16 protein-coding genes are annotated in these 18081 nt (G+C 52.2%); 8 read left to right on the forward strand and 8 right to left on the reverse strand.

Going from position 1 to position 18081, the window contains the following annotated elements; all coding sequences use genetic code 11:
• The first annotated feature begins 9 nt into the window (after nt 1-9).
• The 4 genes from ACR02O_RS11745 (at nt 10) to ACR02O_RS11760 (ending at nt 3724) form a co-directional block, all read left to right on the forward strand.
• Nucleotides 10-1056 carry a hydantoinase/oxoprolinase family protein gene (locus ACR02O_RS11745; RefSeq protein ID WP_458137232.1) on the forward strand — a complete coding sequence of 349 codons (1047 nt, stop codon included), beginning with the start codon at nt 10-12 and terminating at the stop codon, nt 1054-1056.
• A gap of 79 nt (nt 1057-1135) precedes the next feature.
• On the forward strand, nt 1136-2509 hold the full coding sequence (gene pabB, locus ACR02O_RS11750; RefSeq protein ID WP_458137233.1) for an aminodeoxychorismate synthase component I: 1374 nt from the start codon (nt 1136-1138) through the stop codon (nt 2507-2509).
• Nucleotides 2506-3072, forward strand: coding sequence for an amino acid kinase family protein (locus tag ACR02O_RS11755; RefSeq protein ID WP_458137234.1), 567 nt, complete (start codon nt 2506-2508; stop codon nt 3070-3072). The genes pabB and ACR02O_RS11755 overlap by 4 nt, the downstream gene beginning before the upstream one ends.
• A complete protein-coding gene (locus ACR02O_RS11760) occupies nt 3065-3724 on the forward strand; it encodes a DUF2959 domain-containing protein (protein WP_205450470.1) in 660 nt (219 codons plus the stop codon). Before ACR02O_RS11755 ends, ACR02O_RS11760 begins: the two co-directional genes overlap by 8 nt.
• A 1-nt stretch (nt 3725) precedes the next feature.
• On the opposite strand, the gene ACR02O_RS11765 is transcribed toward ACR02O_RS11760, so the two are convergent.
• Complete coding sequence (locus tag ACR02O_RS11765; RefSeq protein WP_033158119.1) at nt 3726-4160, reverse strand: DUF6694 family lipoprotein; 435 nt, start codon at nt 4158-4160, stop codon at nt 3726-3728.
• A gap of 115 nt (nt 4161-4275) precedes the next feature.
• On the opposite strand from ACR02O_RS11765, the gene ACR02O_RS11770 reads away from it, so the two are divergent.
• Nucleotides 4276-6015: a GTPase gene (locus ACR02O_RS11770; protein WP_494521685.1), complete on the forward strand. Its 1740-nt coding sequence runs from the start codon at nt 4276-4278 to the stop codon at nt 6013-6015.
• On the forward strand, nt 5996-7579 hold the full coding sequence (locus tag ACR02O_RS11775; RefSeq protein WP_494521686.1) for a GTPase: 1584 nt from the start codon (nt 5996-5998) through the stop codon (nt 7577-7579). The genes ACR02O_RS11770 and ACR02O_RS11775 overlap by 20 nt, the downstream gene beginning before the upstream one ends.
• A 112-nt stretch (nt 7580-7691) precedes the next feature.
• Here the strand turns inward: ACR02O_RS11775 and ACR02O_RS11780 are convergent, their stop codons facing one another.
• On the reverse strand, nt 7692-9308 hold the full coding sequence (locus tag ACR02O_RS11780) for a methyl-accepting chemotaxis protein (RefSeq protein WP_458137237.1): 1617 nt from the start codon (nt 9306-9308) through the stop codon (nt 7692-7694).
• 445 nt (nt 9309-9753) lie between these two features.
• On the opposite strand from ACR02O_RS11780, the gene ACR02O_RS11785 reads away from it, so the two are divergent.
• A complete protein-coding gene (locus ACR02O_RS11785; protein ID WP_458137238.1) occupies nt 9754-9948 on the forward strand; it encodes a hypothetical protein in 195 nt (64 codons plus the stop codon).
• Between the two features lie 91 nt (nt 9949-10039).
• Here the strand turns inward: ACR02O_RS11785 and ACR02O_RS11790 are convergent, their stop codons facing one another.
• The 3 genes from ACR02O_RS11790 to ACR02O_RS11800 are packed head-to-tail and all read right to left on the reverse strand — an operon-like array spanning nt 10040 to nt 12482.
• Nucleotides 10040-11545, reverse strand: coding sequence for a cbb3-type cytochrome c oxidase subunit I (locus ACR02O_RS11790; protein ID WP_458137239.1), 1506 nt, complete (start codon nt 11543-11545; stop codon nt 10040-10042).
• Complete coding sequence (locus ACR02O_RS11795; protein ID WP_171695739.1) at nt 11546-12151, reverse strand: c-type cytochrome; 606 nt, start codon at nt 12149-12151, stop codon at nt 11546-11548.
• Nucleotides 12144-12482, reverse strand: coding sequence for a hypothetical protein (locus tag ACR02O_RS11800; protein ID WP_458137240.1), 339 nt, complete (start codon nt 12480-12482; stop codon nt 12144-12146). Before ACR02O_RS11800 ends, ACR02O_RS11795 begins: the two co-directional genes overlap by 8 nt.
• A 111-nt stretch (nt 12483-12593) precedes the next feature.
• Between ACR02O_RS11800 and ACR02O_RS11805 the strand changes: the two genes are divergently transcribed.
• Nucleotides 12594-13040 (forward strand): Rrf2 family transcriptional regulator, encoded by a 447-nt coding sequence (locus tag ACR02O_RS11805; RefSeq protein WP_033156619.1) that lies wholly within the window; start codon nt 12594-12596, stop codon nt 13038-13040.
• 182 nt (nt 13041-13222) lie between these two features.
• Here the strand turns inward: ACR02O_RS11805 and ACR02O_RS11810 are convergent, their stop codons facing one another.
• The 3 genes from ACR02O_RS11810 to ACR02O_RS11820 are packed head-to-tail and all read right to left on the reverse strand — an operon-like array spanning nt 13223 to nt 17944.
• Nucleotides 13223-13861 (reverse strand): MBL fold metallo-hydrolase, encoded by a 639-nt coding sequence (locus tag ACR02O_RS11810; protein WP_494521687.1) that lies wholly within the window; start codon nt 13859-13861, stop codon nt 13223-13225.
• Between the two features lie 59 nt (nt 13862-13920).
• Nucleotides 13921-15111: a 2-oxoglutarate dehydrogenase complex dihydrolipoyllysine-residue succinyltransferase gene (gene odhB, locus ACR02O_RS11815; RefSeq protein WP_494521688.1), complete on the reverse strand. Its 1191-nt coding sequence runs from the start codon at nt 15109-15111 to the stop codon at nt 13921-13923.
• Complete coding sequence (locus tag ACR02O_RS11820; protein WP_205450461.1) at nt 15101-17944, reverse strand: 2-oxoglutarate dehydrogenase E1 component; 2844 nt, start codon at nt 17942-17944, stop codon at nt 15101-15103. Before ACR02O_RS11820 ends, odhB begins: the two co-directional genes overlap by 11 nt.
• Between the last annotated feature and the right edge of the window lie 137 nt (nt 17945-18081).

An 18081-nucleotide genomic window follows, 5' to 3' on the forward strand; every position in this document is an offset into this window, starting at 1 on the left:
AAAGGCAAAATGAACAAACAGATTGCAGGTTGGGACATTGGGGGTGCGCACGTTAAGTTGGCGTTGCTGGATGAGTCCGGACATATCCAGGCCCTTGCTCAGCAGGCTTGTCCATTATGGAAGGGGATAGAGTATCTGCATGGCACTTTGGTCGATTTGGCCGGCCAATTCGATTTGCAAAATTGCCGGCATGCCGTGACGATGACCGGTGAACTGGTGGATTGCTTTACCAGTCGCGAGCAAGGTGTCAACGCCATCGTCCGGGCTGTTTGCGAGCATTTCAATGTCGAGCAGGTATCGGTATTTGCCGGCTTGCGTGGCTTTTTGCCGGCAGCACAGATTCAACCGGCCGATTGCATGGACATCGCTTCTGTTAATTGGTTGGCTAGTCTGATGTGGGTGGCCAAGCGCCTGCCAAACGCCTTATTTGTGGATATAGGCAGCACCACGACCGATATTTTGTTGATCGAAAATCACCAGCTTAAGGTGCAAGGCTTTACCGACTATCAACGCTTGGTCTCCGGCGAGTTGGTGTATACCGGTATTGTCCGCACGGCGGTGATGGCGATTGCCCAAGATGCCGAATTCAATGGCCAGTCAATGGGTTTGATGGCCGAGTATTTCGCGACGATGGCCGATGCGTATCGTTTGACCGGTGACTTGAACGAAGCGCACGATCAAAGCGACACCGCCGATGGTGCGGAAAAGTCGGTTTTGGCTAGCGCCCGCCGCTTGTCGCGGCTGACCGGTTACGAATTTAGCGAGAGCGATCTTGCACTCTGGTTGGCATTTGCCGAGCAGCTCAAAACCAAGCAAACACAGAAAATCAGCCAGGCTTGTGTCAGACAATTGCAAAAGGCTGAAACCGGCTCGGCGATAAAATTAATCGGTGCCGGTGTTGGCCGCTTCCTTGCGCGGGACATTGCTGCGGATCTGGGTGTCGAGTATCTGGATTTTACCGATTTGCTGCCGTCAACCGCTAAAACCCATGAGATTGGTGCCGCCGATTGTGCGCCGGCCGCCGCCGTGGCTTATCTTGCCGGCGGGTTTGGTTAAAGTCTGCGGCTGCGGTAAAATCGGCATATTGCAAATCATGTCCTTGCGGCACATTCCGGCCGCTTAACAGCACTTCTTAATGCCTTTAGCCAAACCCACCAAACAGTCGCTGCCTTATTTTCAAGACAGTTCAGCATTATTTGCCCCGCTGGCGCAGCAGCCTTGGGCGGTATTTCTGGATAGCGCCCAGCCGCACAGCCACCAGGATAGGTTCGATATTATCGCCTATGCCCCGGTCGTAACCCTGCAAACACGCGGTGATATGACGTTTATCGAACGCGATGGCGTGATTAGCGAAAGTACCGATGATCCTTTTGAGTTGTTGAAACAACAGTTAGGTAGGTCCTTAGCCAGCGTTGACGGTTTGCCGTTCAACGGCGGCGCCATTGGTTATTTTGCTTATGATTTGGCCAGACGCATTGAGCGGTTACCGGCGATGGCCGACGACTCTGAAAATCTGCCTGAGATGGCGGTGGGCATTTACCGCTGGGCGGTGATTGTCGATCATCAGCATCGGCAAAGCTGGTTGGTCAGTGTGGATTTACCGGAAAGCGAGCAGCAAAGACTAATCGCGGAATTCAGCACGATTTCGACACCGGCGGAAACGGCGGAATTTAAAGTGCTGCAAGTGCCGCGCGCCAATATGGACAAACAGGCTTACACCACGGCTTTTCAGCGTATCAAGCATTATTTGAAAGAGGGTGATTGCTATCAAATCAATTTGACCCAGCGCTTCGAAAGCCCTTGCCAAGGCCAGCCATGGCAAGCGTATCAAATATTACGGCAGATCAACGCTGCGCCATTCAGCGCTTATCTGAACTTTCCGGATGTGCAGGTCTTAAGTTCGTCGCCGGAGCGGTTTTTAAAAGTCACCGACGGCGCCGTGGAAACCAAACCCATCAAAGGTACCCGACCGCGCCGGAATGATTGGGAAGCCGATCAAGCACAGATCGAAGACTTGGTGTCCAGCACCAAGGATAGGGCCGAGAATGTCATGATCGTCGATCTACTCCGCAATGATTTGGGCAAGAGCTGCAAAAAGGGTTCGGTGTGGGTGCCGAGCTTATTCTCGGTAGAAAGCTATACCACCGTACATCACTTAGTCAGTACCGTGACGGGGTTGCTAGCGGAAGGCCAGCATGCCATCGATTTATTGCGCAGTTGCTTTCCAGGCGGCTCGATTACCGGCGCGCCGAAAATCCGGGCGATGGAAATCATCGAGGAATTGGAACCGCATCGGCGCGGCATTTATTGTGGGGCGATCGGTTATATCGGTTTCGACGGCAATATGGACACCAATATCGCGATTCGTACGCTGGTCCACAATCACGGCACGATACGTTTTTGGGCGGGCGGCGGTATCGTCAACGATTCGGTGCTGGACGAAGAGTATCAGGAATGTTTTGATAAGGCCGCCGCCTTATTGCAGTTACTCAAGCAGTTTGGCGTATGACGTGCGTAATCAAGCTGGGCGGCAGCTTGCTGGAAACAGCCGCCTTGCCGGCTTGCCTGGCGGCAATCGCCAATCGCGCCGGCCCGATTGTTATTGTGCCCGGCGGCGGGCCGTTTGCCGAGCAAGTGCGCATCGCGCAAAGTCAGTGGGGTTTTGATGATGTGGCGGCGCACCGGATGGCAATTCTGGCGATGCAGCAAATGGCCTGGTTGATGAATAGCCTGATGCCCGAATTTGCTGTAATCGCTGACGCGGCAAGATTAGCTTGCGCAGAGCAAGCCAATTCTATAGTGATCTGGTCGCCGCAAGTTGAGCAATTGGATAAAGCCAATATCGCCGCCAGTTGGGACGTTACTTCGGATAGTTTGGCGGCCTGGTTGGCTGGCGTTATAGAAGCTGATGAGCTAATTGTCGTGAAATCGGCGCCGATTCCTGAGCACCTGAGTTTGCCAGACTTACAGCAGCAAGGCATCCTGGATGCCGCTTTTCAACATTCCACCGCCCAGGCTAGTTACAAAATTACCGTAATGAATAAAGACCGTTTCCTGTCCCACCATGATTAATTTTATTAAAGCCATCCTGAATAAGCGTTTGCGCAAGGCTTATTATCAAAGCCGGGAATCCTTACTGGGCCATCAAAAACGCGACATCGTCGTTATGCAGGTCGGGCAGGCTTGCGAGAGTTTGAAGGACAGCCGCGATCAGTTCGTTGATGCTCTGGATAAATTCAAAAGCATCGTCAACGTGAAGGATAGTTCACTGGAACAACGCTATCAGCAACTCAAACGCCGCTACGACCTTTGCAAGGGTAAGGCCGACCAAGTCAGTCAAAGAATTCAGGCGGTGGAAGAGATTAGCGAAGCCTTGTTCAACGAATGGGAAGCCGAGCTGGCTTTATACAGCAACCGGGCTTTGAAGGCGCGCAGCCAGCAACAACTTAAAAAATCCCGGCAGCAATATGCCCGCTTGTTAAAAGCCTTACAGAACGCAGAAACCCGTATGCATCCGGTGTTGGCGGCGTTTCAGGATCAGGTGCTGTTTTTAAAACACAACTTAAATGCCCATGCCATCGCGGCACTGCGGCACGAATTTATGGAAATCGGTGTGGATATTTCGCGGTTGATCGAGGTGATGGAAAAAACCATCAGCGAGGCCAGTCAGTTTGTCGCGGTTCTGGTGGAACAGAAACAACTGCCGGCCCCAGTGCGTAAGTAACTTACATGGCGTGCATTTTGTAATCGACTCTTGCCGGTGGGTTTTTGTCACGTTGGTCAGGGGTTTTCTTGCGGTTTTGGTCGATACGTTCTTGCGAGTATTGGGAAATCATTTGGTCCCAGTTGTCGTATTTCTCATAGTCTTTGCTGCCGGCCGCTTTGCGTTTGGCAAACAGTTCTTTACCGGCTTCTACCAATTGTTCCGGTGTCTTGCCATCGATAGCGTCCAAAAACTCCTTGTTATTGCGGATTTCATCGCGTAAGGTCCAGAAAGACACTTCAAACTCGATGCGTTGGTCCAGCGGCAATTTTTCCTTGATTTGACTGATTGATCGATTCACCGTTTTTAAACTGCTGCCGTTGATTTGGTTGCTTTTATTGCAACCGGCTAAAAATGCGCAGATTAAAAAAACCAAAACAGTAGACGCTTTTTTCATGATGTAGCCCCCCAGTGGCTAAATAAACAAACCCGAATTTTGTATTTATAATGGTTGCAACGCGGGTTACCAAACAAACCAAATTACTCGGTAATTAAAAACACAAGCTTACCACATGCTGGAATTTATCCAACTTCTCAAACAGCGTTACCAAACTGTGCTACAGCAGCTGGATAAAAAAAATCCCCAGTACCTGGATTATCAGCAGCGTATAGAACAATTGTTACACGGCGAAGCCTTTATTCGCAAAGGCGAGCTGCTCGACAACAATCCCGGTTTTCCGCTGCAAATCGCCGTCATCGGGCCAACGCAGGCCGGTAAAAGTTCCGTCGTTAATCTGCTGTTAGATGCCAACGCCGCCGGCGTGAGTCCGCTGGCCGGTTACACGGTACAGGCCCAAGGCTTTTGCCACGGCCTGACGCCCGACGACTGCGATGGCATGCAACATTATTTCGGCCGCTTTCAACGTTTGGAGCAAACAGAGCTGCGGCCGGGAAGATACGATTGCTATTCCTTGAGTCCAAGCCCCGGCGCCTCGGCCTTGTTACCGGCTTGCGTCTGCTGGGATACGCCTGATTTCGATTCGATAGACGCCGCCGACTATCGGGAAGGCGTGATCCGCACGATTGCCTTGGCCGATATCGTGGTTCTGGTGGTGAGTAAAGAAAAATACGCCGATCAATCGGTGTGGGAAATGATGAAAGCCATCGAGGTTTTCCAGCAGCCAACCCTGATTTGCGTGAATAAACTCAATGAGGGTAGCGAGCAGGTGATTTTGGATTCGTTGCGGCAAAAGTGGCTGCAAACCCGTCACGATCCTTTACCTACTCTGGTGCCCCTGTTATTTCAAAAAGCCCCGGCGGCACCGAACTGGCCGCAATCGGCCTCGCATGCCTTTAACGAACTGGCGAAAAAAGTCACCCGTCACAAACATGTTGCCCGCCAGCAGCAATTAATCAGCCGCTATTGGCTGGACTGGCTAGAACCGGTGTTTGCCGAACACCATGCCCAGCATCATTGGCAAACCCTGGTCGATCAAGCGTTGGCGCAAGCGGTTAAGGAGTACCAGCGCGATTATCTCAACCATCCGCATCATTACGAAACCTTCCAAAACGCTTTATTAAATTTGCTCACCTTGCTGGAAATCCCCGGCATCGCCAAAGCGCTAGGCAAGACCCGGCGGGCCATGACCTGGCCGTTTCGTAAATTATTCGCGTGGGGCGGCGGCACGCCTATCAATCCCAATCAGGAACTCGGGGTGCTGAATCAGTTAGGCGAACATCTCTTGATCCAGATCGCCGACCGCTTGCTGGAAAAGACCGAAACCGAGCCGGCCGATAGCCGCTGGTGGAAAGAAACCGCGATGGCGCTGAGACAAAAACGCGGCGATTTATTACAGATTTACAGACAAGCAGTGATGGACTATCACAGCGATTTTCAACAAGATGTGGAAGCCTCGGCGCAACGTTTATACGTAAAGCTGCAAGAACAGCCGATGATTCTGAATAGCCTGCGCGCCACCCGGGTTACCACCGATGCCGGCGCCTTATTGCTGGCTATTCAGGCCGGTGGCATCGGCGTCCACGATTTGGTGCTCACGCCCTTGATGCTGACCATGACTTCCTTGTTGGCGGAAAGCGCCATCGGTAGCTATATGCATAAGGTCGAAGCCGAATTAAAGCAGCATCAGCTCAATACCGTGAAGACGGCGTTGTTTGAGACCTGCCTGAAACAGCGGCTGTATTTGTTGCCGCAAGGCGTGCTGTCGCCCACCCGTTTTAATATCTCCGAACAACAATGCCACGCCGCGGAGCAGGCGCTGAAAGAGAAGAAACATGGCTTACGATTACTCTGAATTGCTGACCCAAGCCCAGCAATGGGCCGTAGCCGCGCAAGCCGAAGCCCGATTGAGCGCGGAGCGGGCGCAATTATTGACCACAATAGATGCGCGCAGTACGGAAGCTCTATTTGCGGCGAGTCAAACCGACCCGCAGACCAGACCTTTGATTGTGGCGTTCATGGGTGGTACCGGCGTCGGCAAAAGCAGCTTATTGAATCGTTTGGCGGGGCAGGCGATTGCCCGGGCCGGCATCGAGAGGCCCACCTCTCGGGAAGTGACTCTGTATCACCACCAAAGCCTGGCGATTAACAAACTGCCGGCAGGTTTGCCGCTGGACAGTATCAAGATCAGCCAGCACAACGATGCGGCCAATAGCCATATCGTCTGGATTGATATGCCGGATTTCGACAGCATCGAACTCGGCAACAAGCGTTTGGTATTGGAGTGGCTGCCGCATATCGACGTTTTACTGTATGTCGTCAGTCCGGAACGCTACCGCGACAACAAAGCCTGGCAATTGCTGCTGGCGGAAGGCGCGAAACACGCCTGGCTGTTTGTGATGAATCAGTGGGATCGTGGTCAGCCGGTGCAATACGACGATTTTAAACAGCAGCTGGGTAAGGCCGGTTTCACCGATCCCTTAATCTTTCGCACCAGTTGCAGCGAACCGGACGGCGACGAATTCGCCGCATTGTTGGAACAGTTGCGGCAACTGTCCGGACAGCACAGCGTCGCGCAACTGGAACAGCGCAGCCAGCAATTGCGCCGCCAACATTTAAAGCAGACCTTGCAGCAAATGGCTGACGATTTTTCCGGCCGAGACTATGCACAATGTCAGCAAAATTTTGAGGCGCTTTGGCAGCATACCGAAGCCAGCTTGCAGCAAGGTTTGGCCTGGCCGATTAAACAGCTCGCGCAATTCTGGGCGGAGAACCTGGGCCAACCAGCCGACATCAAGCTTTGGGACGACTGGGCGCAGAACCGTCTGAACGATTTGCTGGACGAATTGGTGTTACAAGCCGCACAAGCCAACATCCCCAGCAAACCCTTGAAAGTTGCGTTGCAAGGTATCCGCGATAACACCGAGAAAAACCTGACTGCTCAAACTGAATTGGCCGGTCGACAGGCTTTATTGCAGCCCGGCAACGGTGCTCAGCGTTTTCTGCTGACATTGACGGCGATTTCCGAAACGGTCTTACCGCTGGCGGCGATGGGCGCCGTCGGTTATCAGGTATTCTCCGGCTATTACCATAGCGCCGCTGATGCTACTGCTTACTTGGGTGCCGATTTTGCAATTCATAGTGTGTTATTGATCGGTTTGAGCTGGCTGATTCCGTTTTTCCTGCACAAAAAAATTCAGCCGTCTTTGCATAAAGCAGCATTGAAAGGCTTGCAAAAAGGTTTGCAGCAGGCCTTGGCGGCGGTGATGGCGGAGATCAAGCAGGTGTTGTTGAGCGAGCAGCAACGGAACGAAATGCTGGGTCAGCAGTTGACGCGGTTGATCGAGCGTTGCGGTGCTGAATCAGCGATGGTTGTCGAAAATGGCAGCCTTCTGGGTCGGGTATTATTGGCTAAGTGAGATTATTCAGCTTAAGGTTTGAGTGCTGACATTACCGTAAACTCAGGTGATCCAAGCCTGGAAATCGTTAAGTTTGTGCCTGAGTAACGCAGCCGCATTCTGCGCTGAATGCTTATAATTTGAAGCGTGCAGCCAACTTATCGAGGCTCGCGGCCTGTTGTGCCAATTGTTCTGCGCTCTGCTTGGTTTTCTCTACGGTTTTAGCCAGCGAGTTGGCATTTTGCGAGATCTGTTCCACCCGATTAGCCATATCGCGTGTAGCAGCCGATTGCTGGCCCAGTGCGCCGCTAATCCCGTCTACCGACAGAGTCACGCGGTATTGGGCATCGAGAATTTCGTTGACCGATTGGCCAGCCTGGCTGGACAGCGCTACGCCGGATTCAACGCCGGTTACCCCGCTTTCCATAGCCTGCACAGCGGCTTTGGAGGCTTGACGAATTTTTTCCACCATCAATTTAATTTCACCGCTGGACGTGCTGGTGCGTTCGGCAAGCGTTCTGACTTCGTCTGCAACCACCGCAAAACCTCGGCCGTACTCGCCGGCGCGGGCGGCCTCAATCGCGGCGTTTAGAGCAAGCAGATTGGTTTGTTCGGCGACACCGTGAATTACGTCGACAATACTGGTTATTTCCGAGCTGATAGATTCCAGATTGCGAATGTAGTCAGCCGCATTTACGACAATGGCTGAAATTTTTTGCATCTCTATGGCGGTGGAGCTAATCACTTTGGTGGATAACTCCGCGCGCTGTCCTGATTCGAATGCAACCTGCTTGGCGTCCAGCGCATTACCGTTGACTTGTTCGAGCGATACCGACAGCTGTTCGATAGTGGCCGCCATACTGCAAGCTGCCTCGTAACCGTTATTGGCGATAATCGATTCTTGCGCGGCGGCCTCTAGCAGGTCCGCCGAATATCGATTAAGCTGGAATACGCCGTTGTGCATATCGGAGATTAGATTGTGTAAGTTCTTGCGCATCTGCGCTAACTTTCTGAGAAGTTGTCCGATTTCATCGTCGCCTGCATCGGGGATCACTACCGTCAGGTCGCCGGCGGCGATAGCCCCAGTGACTTTTTCCGCTTGATCAAGGCTGTAGCGGATTTGTTGGATAATCACGTAGGCCATTATCACGAATGCGATTGCCCCCAACAAGGCCAGTCCGACCAGATACCAGGTTGTGCTACCGACGGTTTGGTTAAGGTTTGCCAAGGTCTCATTGGAATATCGGTTGGAAATTTTGACGGTTTCTGCCAATGCTTCGCGATGCCGTTCGTACTGTTCATCCAGACGTTCCATAGCCAGATCCATTGTTTTTACGTCACCTTCCTTGATTGCTGGAATATAGCGCCCCTCCAATTCTTTCCACCACTGATCAGCTTGTTCGCGTTGCGTGCCCAATATGGCTTGTTTTAGTTGGGCGGGAATCTCCTGTGCGGACTCCCAATAGCGATTGCGGGTGTCGTACTCGATTTTCAATTCTTTTAACCGCGCATACTTAGGGTCTTTATCTTTGTCGTGGTATAGCTGCTCGGCCATTAACTGGGCTTCTACCAGAAATAAGGGGGGCGGTAGAATGTCGGCTAGGATGTCTTTACTTTTCCCCATGCGGTGAGCTGCATCGCCGACATAATCTAAGGCGTGATAGCCAAGTAAAGCCAGGCCGGCCAGCAGTAGCGACGCAAACCAAGACATCAGTTGAAGTTTGGCGGCTATCGAAAAACGATTCAGCATAAGCATTCCCCCTATATTAATAACGTGAAAGCTGAGTAGAAATTGTAGAAGAAATTTTCAATGCAACAATCAGTCACTTAGATAGAGCTGAAATATAGGAAAGGCGGTGGGTCAGTCTGCGAGTGAGCGAATATCGACAGATGCTCGGATTACCTACGATTGAGTGGCGTTGACGGTAAGCGAGCTTATTATTTGTCGGGTTTGTGTTGTTTAACAAATGCCCAAACAAGGTGTCGCTTAACGGGGAATGAGCAGGGCTAATGTACCGGTGGTTCTGGTTTATTTCTTGCTGTCAGTTAGCTGAGCCGCAAAATGGCCTGAATTAGCGGTTATTCATGTCGTTTTCATAACATCGCTCAGGCCGAATGTTCGATGGCCTACAGAGTTTCGATCATTCAAGCGGTTCGACCTGTATTTATAAAACCTATATCAAGAGGAACAGACAATGGCAGAGTTTTTTATTGAGATAAGCGCGCAGGAAAATGGCGACCACCTGATTCATAAATCCAGCTGCTCTTTGCTGCCGGCTAAAGAGGCGATTTATTATCTGGGTTCGATCAGCAGCGTGACCAGTGCAGCGAAGAAGGCCAGTGAGAGATTTGCAAAGCCAACCGCTTGTTCGCAATGTTCTCCGGTTTGAGATAAAACCTTTATAAGGCGAATACGCCAGCGTATTCGCCTTAAGCGTTTGAAAAATCGGTGGATGCCCAAGCGGTAAGCACGCCGTTGATTTATTGGGCTACTGCTTCGCTGTCAATCACTGCCGCGGGCCGTTGCTCACCCTTGCCGATTTCCAATAAATCCCAGAACAACAAACCGCCGCCCGCCGCCGTCATCAAGCCAAATACCATGCGCCAGACCATTGCTTGCATGAACCAGGGATGATTTTGTGCGGCAAAATAGCCGGCCCAAGTTGAGCCTTCCACCGCGCGTTCGATAAACGATTGTTCGTAGCCGGCGATCAACAACGCCACCGTCATACCCATCACGCCCAGGTTTAATAGTACCGCTGCGGTTTTCCAGCGCCAGCCATTGACCAACTCGCCGCCCATCCAGACATTACCGCGCGCTTGCTGTGCGGCCAGATAGAAGAAGGCGATGTTGATGGTGGCATAAGCCCCGAAGAACGCTAAATGACCGTGCGAAGCAGACCATTGCGTGCCATGAGTGTAGAGATTGATCTGCGGCAAGGTGTGCATGAAACCCCAAACGCCGGCACCGAGAAAATTGCCGAAGGCGTGAGCGATGATCCAGGCCAGGGCGGGGTGGTTGCTGTTTTTGAAGCGATGCGCGCCGGCGTCGTAGATGGAATGCACCACCATTGCTACCAGCGGAATCGGTTCCAGCGCGGAGAAGAAGCCGCCGATGGTAAACCAGTATTCCGGTGTGCCTATCCAGAAGTAGTGATGGCCCAGGCCCAAGATGCCGGAGCCGAACATCAAGGCCACTTCGATATATAGCCAGGTTTGTACGACATTGCGGCGCACGCCCAGCAGCTTCATCAAGCTCCAGGCCATGATGCAGCCTACCAAGACTTCCCAGGTGGCTTCCACCCACAAGTGAATCACCCACCACCACCAGTATTGATCGACGGAAATATTGGTCACATAAAACATGCCGGCTAAATACAAACCGGCCAGAGCGACCAGATCCAAAGTCAACACGCCGGCGATGCCCGACCATTTGCCCTTGGCAAAAGTGGCGGCGACGTTATAGAAAAAGGTCAATACCACCACGACGATGCCAATGTCGGCCCAGCGTGGTGCTTCGATATACTCGCGGCCTTCGTTGATCAACCAGAGTGAGGTATCGGTACCGCTGCCGATTTGAATCAGCAAGTACACCAAGACCACGACGGTGACGGCGCCGGTCAATACCCAGAACGCCAATTGTCCCCATTTCAGGCCGACGATTTCGACGCCGCTTTCATCTTCCAGAAACCAGTACACCGAGCCGAGGAAACCGTACAGCATCCATACCACCATGGCGTTGATGTGCACCATGCGGTTGACGTTGAAATCCAGGATTTCATAGAGAAAGCTGGGGAAGATGAATTGCAGACCGGCCAACAGGCCGAACAGCAATTGCGCCATAAACAACACCATCGCCACGGTAAAGTAATGTACCGCCAGTTTTTGGCCGCCGCTCAGATGGGGGTTGGTCATGAGCTCGGTATGGCGTTGCTTGCAACCGGCCCAGCAGTTCGCCGCTTTTTCTTGATAAGCTTGTAAGGTCATTTATTGTTCCTCTTCGCCCAGCGCGATGAAATTATGCGGAAAGCCATTGGTGTCGATAGACGACATCCATTTCAGGAAAGCAACGATGGCTTCCGCTTCGGGTGGTGTGATGTCCAGATTGGGCATCTTGCGGTTGGAGCCGTAGGTGCGGGCATTTTTTTCCGGATCGAGCAGGAAATTCACCATCATTTGTTCGCGCGATTCTTTAGCCCCCCAGCCTTGGTCCAGCCAGGCTTTGGTCAAGTCCGGCGCGTAGTAGGCGCCGTTGCCGAGCAGGGTGTGGCAATTCATGCAGTTCTTGGCTTGTACGGTTTTTTTGCCGTGATCGATCAGTTTTTCGGCGTCTTCTTCGCTCAAAGTTTTGCCGAACAACGGTGCGTCCTCGCCTATGGTGGGTTGGTAGCGCTGCTTGGCTTTGTCGAAGCGGTAGCTGATGTCTTTGTTTATCACACTATAAGCCGGCACGCGCGGGCCGCCGGCACTGATTTGTTTCATCGAATCGAAGCTTAAAATAACCAGCAGCACAAAAGACCCGCCGGTCACCCAGATCGCGGTTTTTTTCCAGAATGTTTCCGACGCCCAGCGGGGCGGACTTTGCTCAGTCATGATGATCTCCAGATTGATGAGAGTGGTGAGTATCTGCATCGTGCGTCGCGGCGCACAACTTCCAGATAAAACGCGGCATCCAGCCGTAGCCGAGTACCATTAACAAGGACAGCAGCAGCCAATAATCGTTAAAATGATTGACGTAGCTGAACACGCCGACGCAAATCAACAAAGCAGCGTAGATTAACCAGGCGGCAAACTCGAATTTACGGCGGCCGCTGATCTTGGACCAGGCATACAACGCCGCATACACGGTAGCCAGCAAGATGATCAACGCCGCACTGAAAAAGCTCAGGAAAAAATCGGATAGGGCAACGGGTTCGATCAACATTAAATTTTACCGCCGGACAGTTTTATAACATGCGTTTAAAATGCAACTTTCCGGCAAGTGTAAGCGTCATTAACATTTATTTCAAATACGGCTTTTACCAAATTCACCGACATGCAATTGACTGCACATACCGATTACGCGCTGCGCGTACTGATTTATCTGGCTATCAACACTGAAAAACGGGTAACAATTACTGAATTAGCCGATTTTTTCGGCATCTCCAGAAACCACTTGGTCAAGGTGGTACACAAACTCGGCGTAAAAGGTTTTGTGCTGACGGTACGCGGTAAAGGGGGCGGCATTTGTTTGTCGCGGCCGGCGCGGGAGATCAGTGTCGGCAATGTGGTAAGGGAAGTGGAGGGGCACTTCCAGATGGCCGAATGTTTTAATCCCAAAAAGCAGGGTAGTTGTGCGCTGGAGAAAGGGTGCGGGCTGATAGGATTGTTAGGCGGCGCTGTCGAGCAGTTTTTACAGACTTTGGACAAGGCGGTTTTGAGCGATTTGGTGCCAGGGCCCCGGCCGAGTGGCTTGGATGGCGTACCGCTAAAACAGGGTTGAGGCATTGCAATGTTTAGGATGGGTAGAGCGAAGCGAAACCCATCAAGTATCCTCAAACTGATGCGATGGGTTTCGGCTATCGCCTCTAGCCTTCTACCGTTGTCAATAAAATCCGCTGGCAGCTATTTACCCAGAATGCTAGTTCCTCCGTTTTAACCTGTCCTTGGGCTGGTTTTTTTCGGTTAGCGGTAGGCTCCAACAAACGGATTGCTGCGCATTTCCGCACCAAACGTCGACATCGGCCCGTGACCGGGGATGAATTTCACGTCCTCTCCTAAGGGCCAGAGTTTTAATTCAATCGAGTCGATCAAAGTTTGATGGTCGCCTTTTGGAAAGTCGGTGCGACCTATCGAGCCTTTGAACAACACATCGCCAACCAGAGCCAGACGCTGTGCCTCGCTGAAAAACACCACATGGCCAGGTGTGTGTCCGGGGCAATGAATTACCAGTAACACTTCATTACCCACCTTAACCGTATCGCCGTCGTTCAGCCAACGCTGTGGGGTAAAACTCACCGATTCAGGAAAACCGAACATCCGGCATTGCTGCGCCAAGGCCTCGATCCAGAAGTTATCTTCAATTTGCGGGCCGATGATCGGCAACGAGAGTTTTTCCGCCAACTCCGCCACGCCGCCAACATGGTCGAGATGGCCGTGGGTGACCAGAATCGATTCCAGCTCCACGCCTCGCTTTTTGACTTCCTTCAGCAATACATCAAGGTCGCCGCCAGGGTCGACCAGAGCGGCTTTATTGGTTTGTTCGCAGACCAGTAAGGTGCAGTTTTGTTGATAGGCGGTGACCGGAATAATGGTGTAGCGCATGAAATTGATGTTGGCTGGAGGTTGGACTCCCGCTCGCGCGGGAGTGATAGATCAGTATCTTAGATATTTAGTAATAAATGTGCCGGCGCTTCCAGACACTCTTTGATGATACCCAAAAATTGCACCGCTTCCTTGCCGTCCACCAAACGATGGTCGTAGGACAAGGCCAGGTACATGATAGGCCTGATCACGATTTCGCCGTTTTCCACGACCGGCCGGTCCTTGATGGCGTGCATGCCTAAAATCGCGCATTGCGGTGGATTCAGGATGGGCGTGGACAACATGGAACCGAAGATGCCGCCGTTGGTGATGGTAAAGGTGCCGCCGCTGAGGTCTTCGACACTGATCGAGCCGTTGCGGGCTTTATTGCCGAAATCGTGTATGCCTTTTTCGATGCCGGCGAAATCCAGTTGGTCGGCGTCGCGCAAAATCGGCACGATTAGGCCGCGCGGTGTAGTCACGGCGATGCCGATGTCGTAGTAGCCGTGGTAAATGATGTCGCTGCCGTCAATCGAAGCGTTAATCGCCGGGAAGCGTTTTAAGCCTTCAATCGATGCCTTGACGAAAAACGACATGAAGCCCAGCTTGATGCTGTGTTTGGTTTCGAAACGATCTTTGTAGTGATTGCGCAGATCGATGACAGCACTGAGATTGACTTCGTTAAAGGTGGTCAGCATCGCCGCGTTTTGCTGGGCTTGCAGCAAGCGTTCGGCCACTTTGGCACGTAAGCGGGTCATCGGCACCCGCTGCTCCGGTCTCAAGCTGGCGACAGCTGTGGCGGATAACGGCGAGTGGGTTTCCGTTGCCGGTTGTGGCGCGGGGGCTGGAGTAGGTGGCGCATCTTTCGCTTGCGTGTTCAAGAAATCCAAGACATCGGTTTTCAGAATCCTGCCATGTTTGCCGGACCCGGCGATGGCTTGCGGATCAAGATCCTTTTCGGCAACCAGTTTGCGAACGGAAGGGCTAAGCACGGCTTCTTCGGTTTTTTCGGTTACCTGGGCCGGTTTGGCTTGCTGGGCGTCGAGTTTGGCGAGTAGTTGGCCGCCGACCACGGTTTCGCCGTCTTGTACCACCAGTTCCAGCAGAGTTCCGGATTTGGGGGCCGGTACTTCCAGGATGACTTTGTCGGTTTCGAGATCAGCCAGATTGTCGCCTTCGTTTACCCATTCGCCCGCCTGTTTGTGCCATGCGACTAAGGTGGCATCGGATACGGATTCGGGAAGGCTGGGGACCAGTATTTCAAAGCTCATGTGTATTTCCTTCGTTGCTGCCATAGAGCGCGGCGTTTACCACGGCGCGTTGTTCATTGAGATGGGTTTTGTAATTGCCGACCGCCGGAGAAGCCGACGCGACCCGGCCGGCATAACTGATCGGGATATTCTTGTCTAGCAAATCGAAAAAATGGTGCTTGCTTTGGTACCAGGCGCCTTGGTTTTTAGGCTCTTCCTGACACCAGACAATATGTTCGACATTGGGATATTTGTCGATTTCGCGTTTGAATTGTTCGTTCGGAAACGGGTAGAGCTGCTCGATACGAATAATCGCGACATGGCGCAGTTGCTCCTGATCCAGGCGGCGGGCCTCCAACAAATCGAAATAGACTTTGCCGGCGCACAATACTATGCGTGTGACATGGTAGGGATCGATATCGTCTTGTTCGCCTATCACGTTCAAAAATTCGCCGTCGGTTAAATCGCTGAGTGTCGATACCGCCAGCTTGTGTCGTAGCAGGCTTTTCGGGCTCATGACGATCAGCGGCTTACGATATTGGCGTAACATTTGCCGGCGCAGCAAATGAAAAATTTGCGCCGGGGTGGTGGGTACGCAGACTTGGATATTGTGGTCGGCACACAACTGTAAATAGCGCTCCAGGCGAGCCGAGGAATGTTCCGGGCCTTGGCCTTCAAAACCGTGCGGCAGCAGCATCACCAAGCCGCTGAGTTTGCCCCATTTGGTTTCACCGGAGGAAATGAATTGGTCGATGACCACTTGCGCGCCGTTGGCGAAATCACCGAATTGCGCTTCCCAGATCACCAATTTATTGGGTTCGGTGGAGCTGTAGCCGTATTCGAAACCCAAGACGCCGGCTTCCGAGAGCAGCGAGTTAAAGATTTGGGCGCGGCCCTGATTTTCGCTCAAATGTTTCAGCGGGATGTAGTTTTCACCGTTGGCCTGATTCAGCAAAATAGCATGGCGATGCGAGAAAGTACCGCGGCCGATGTCCTGGCCGGTCAATCGCATGTCATATTTTTCCAGTAGCAGCGACGCATAAGCCAAATTTTCTGCGAAACCCCAATCCATCGGGATTTCGCCGGCCGCCATTTTATTGCGGTCATCCATGACTTTGGCGACTCTGGGGTGCAACTCAAAACCCTCCGGCAAGCTTTGCAAGCGTTGGTTGCAGAATTGGAGATACTCCAAGCTTATCGAGGTATCAGCTGGCGTGTCCCAATGTTTGTTTTGATAAGGCACCCAGCGCGCTGAGTATGAGTAAACATTGTTTTCGATAATCGGCCGTGATACCGGTTGCCCCTCGTTGAGCAGTTGTTGGTAATCCTGCTCCATTTTCTGCACCATGTCTTCGGTGACGACACCTTCCGCCATTAATTTTTGAGCATAGATTTGCGGCGGCGTTTGGTGGTCGCGGATGGATTTGTACATCATCGGCTGGGTAGCCGCCGGTTCGTCGGCTTCGTTGTGGCCGTGGCGGCGATAGCAAATCAAGTCGATAACCACATCTTTATGAAAGGTATTGCGGTAATCCAATGCCAATTGCGTGATGAAAATCACCGCTTCCGGATCGTCGCCGTTGACGTGAAATACCGGCGCCTGAATCATGTTGGCAACGTCGGTGCAATACAGGGTGGAGCGCGCGTCGAACGGGTTGCTGGTGGTAAAGCCGATTTGGTTATTAATGACGATATGTACCGTTCCGCCCGTTGAAAACGCCCGCGTTTCCGACATATTCAAGGTTTCCATCACAATACCCTGGCCGGCAAACGCGGCGTCGCCGTGAATTAATATCGGCAAAATTGCGTCAAAACCATCCGGGCCATGGCGATCTTGGCGGGCTTTTACTGAACCTTCCACCACCGGATTGATGATTTCCAAATGCGAGGGGTTGAAGGCCAGCGTCAAATGAATCGGGCCACCCGGTGTGGCGATATTGGACGAAAAGCCTTGGTGGTATTTGACGTCGCCGGTCAATACGCCGGGCGAGGACGTGTGAGTGCCCTCGAATTCGCCGAACAATACCGCCGGGCTTTTACCCAATATATTAATGAGTACGTTCAACCGGCCGCGGTGGGCCATGCCGATGACGATTTCCTTGCCTTTGTGTTCGCCGGCGCGTTGGATTAATTCGTCCAGTATCGGAATCAAAGACTCACCACCTTCCAGCGAAAAGCGTTTTTGGCCGACATATTTGCGGTGCAGGAAGCGCTCCAAGCCTTCGGCCGCGATCAGCAACTTTAAAAGCCATTGGCGTTTTTCCGGGTGGCTGCTGAAATCCGGTTTTGCGCCTTCCAGTTTATCCTTGATCCAACGCTTCTTCTCGTCATCGACGATGTGCATGTATTCGCTGCCGATGCTGCCGCAGTAAATCTCGTTAAGCGTTTGAATAATGGCTTTTAAGGGCAAGCGATCAACGCCGCACAAACCGCCGGTGTCGAACAGTGTGCTCATGTCCGCATCCGTCAAACCATAATATATGGGTTCTAAGTCGGCTGGAATGCTTTGCGATTGGCCAAGCGGGTTGTTGGAAGCTATCTGGTGGCCCTTGACCCGGTAATGATTGATCAAACGGGCTACCGCTGATTGCTTCTTGACGCTTTGCTCGGTAAAGCCCTGCATTCTGGCCAGTCTGCCTGGTTCTGCAATCGCCAATTTTTCGAAGCGTTCCACAATCACGCTGTGCGGCGTGTCTTCGGTGGCGCCACTGCGAATGTGGTCGAAGCGCTGTCGCCAGCTCGGGCTGATGGATTCCGGATTGCTCAAGTACTGTTCGTACAAGTACTCGATGAAATGGGCGTTGCCTCCGTACAATGAGGAGGACTCTTCAAATTGTTTAAGCAGGCTACTCATGCAAACATCCAGGTTTTCGGCAAGTTCAGCCGATTATGTTAGAACTAAAATGTTATATTACCAAGGACAATGTGTTGTAACGGGCTAGTGCATCAAGTCATTCCAGTTTCATATGGTTGATTCAATATCGGGAAAAA

The organism is Methylomonas sp. PHL2-19 (genome assembly GCF_059331595.1).

Excerpts from the sequence above, each read along its gene's own strand:
- ACR02O_RS11745 (WP_458137232.1), top strand. The coding sequence starts at position 10 with ATGAACAAACAGATTGCAGGTTGGGACATTGGGGGTGCGCACGTTAAG.
- pabB (WP_458137233.1), top strand. The coding sequence starts at position 1,136 with ATGCCTTTAGCCAAACCCACCAAACAGTCGCTGCCTTATTTTCAAGAC.
- ACR02O_RS11755 (WP_458137234.1), top strand. The coding sequence starts at position 2,506 with ATGACGTGCGTAATCAAGCTGGGCGGCAGCTTGCTGGAAACAGCCGCC.
- ACR02O_RS11760 (WP_205450470.1), top strand. The coding sequence starts at position 3,065 with ATGATTAATTTTATTAAAGCCATCCTGAATAAGCGTTTGCGCAAGGCT.
- ACR02O_RS11765 (WP_033158119.1), bottom strand. The coding sequence starts at position 4,160 with ATGAAAAAAGCGTCTACTGTTTTGGTTTTTTTAATCTGCGCATTTTTA.
- ACR02O_RS11770 (WP_494521685.1), top strand. The coding sequence starts at position 4,276 with ATGCTGGAATTTATCCAACTTCTCAAACAGCGTTACCAAACTGTGCTA.
- ACR02O_RS11775 (WP_494521686.1), top strand. The coding sequence starts at position 5,996 with ATGGCTTACGATTACTCTGAATTGCTGACCCAAGCCCAGCAATGGGCC.
- ACR02O_RS11780 (WP_458137237.1), bottom strand. The coding sequence starts at position 9,308 with ATGCTGAATCGTTTTTCGATAGCCGCCAAACTTCAACTGATGTCTTGG.
- ACR02O_RS11785 (WP_458137238.1), top strand. The coding sequence starts at position 9,754 with ATGGCAGAGTTTTTTATTGAGATAAGCGCGCAGGAAAATGGCGACCAC.
- ACR02O_RS11790 (WP_458137239.1), bottom strand. The coding sequence starts at position 11,545 with ATGACCTTACAAGCTTATCAAGAAAAAGCGGCGAACTGCTGGGCCGGT.
- ACR02O_RS11795 (WP_171695739.1), bottom strand. The coding sequence starts at position 12,151 with ATGACTGAGCAAAGTCCGCCCCGCTGGGCGTCGGAAACATTCTGGAAA.
- ACR02O_RS11800 (WP_458137240.1), bottom strand. The coding sequence starts at position 12,482 with ATGTTGATCGAACCCGTTGCCCTATCCGATTTTTTCCTGAGCTTTTTC.
- ACR02O_RS11805 (WP_033156619.1), top strand. The coding sequence starts at position 12,594 with ATGCAATTGACTGCACATACCGATTACGCGCTGCGCGTACTGATTTAT.
- ACR02O_RS11810 (WP_494521687.1), bottom strand. The coding sequence starts at position 13,861 with ATGCGCTACACCATTATTCCGGTCACCGCCTATCAACAAAACTGCACC.
- odhB (WP_494521688.1), bottom strand. The coding sequence starts at position 15,111 with ATGAGCTTTGAAATACTGGTCCCCAGCCTTCCCGAATCCGTATCCGAT.
- ACR02O_RS11820 (WP_205450461.1), bottom strand. The coding sequence starts at position 17,944 with ATGAGTAGCCTGCTTAAACAATTTGAAGAGTCCTCCTCATTGTACGGA.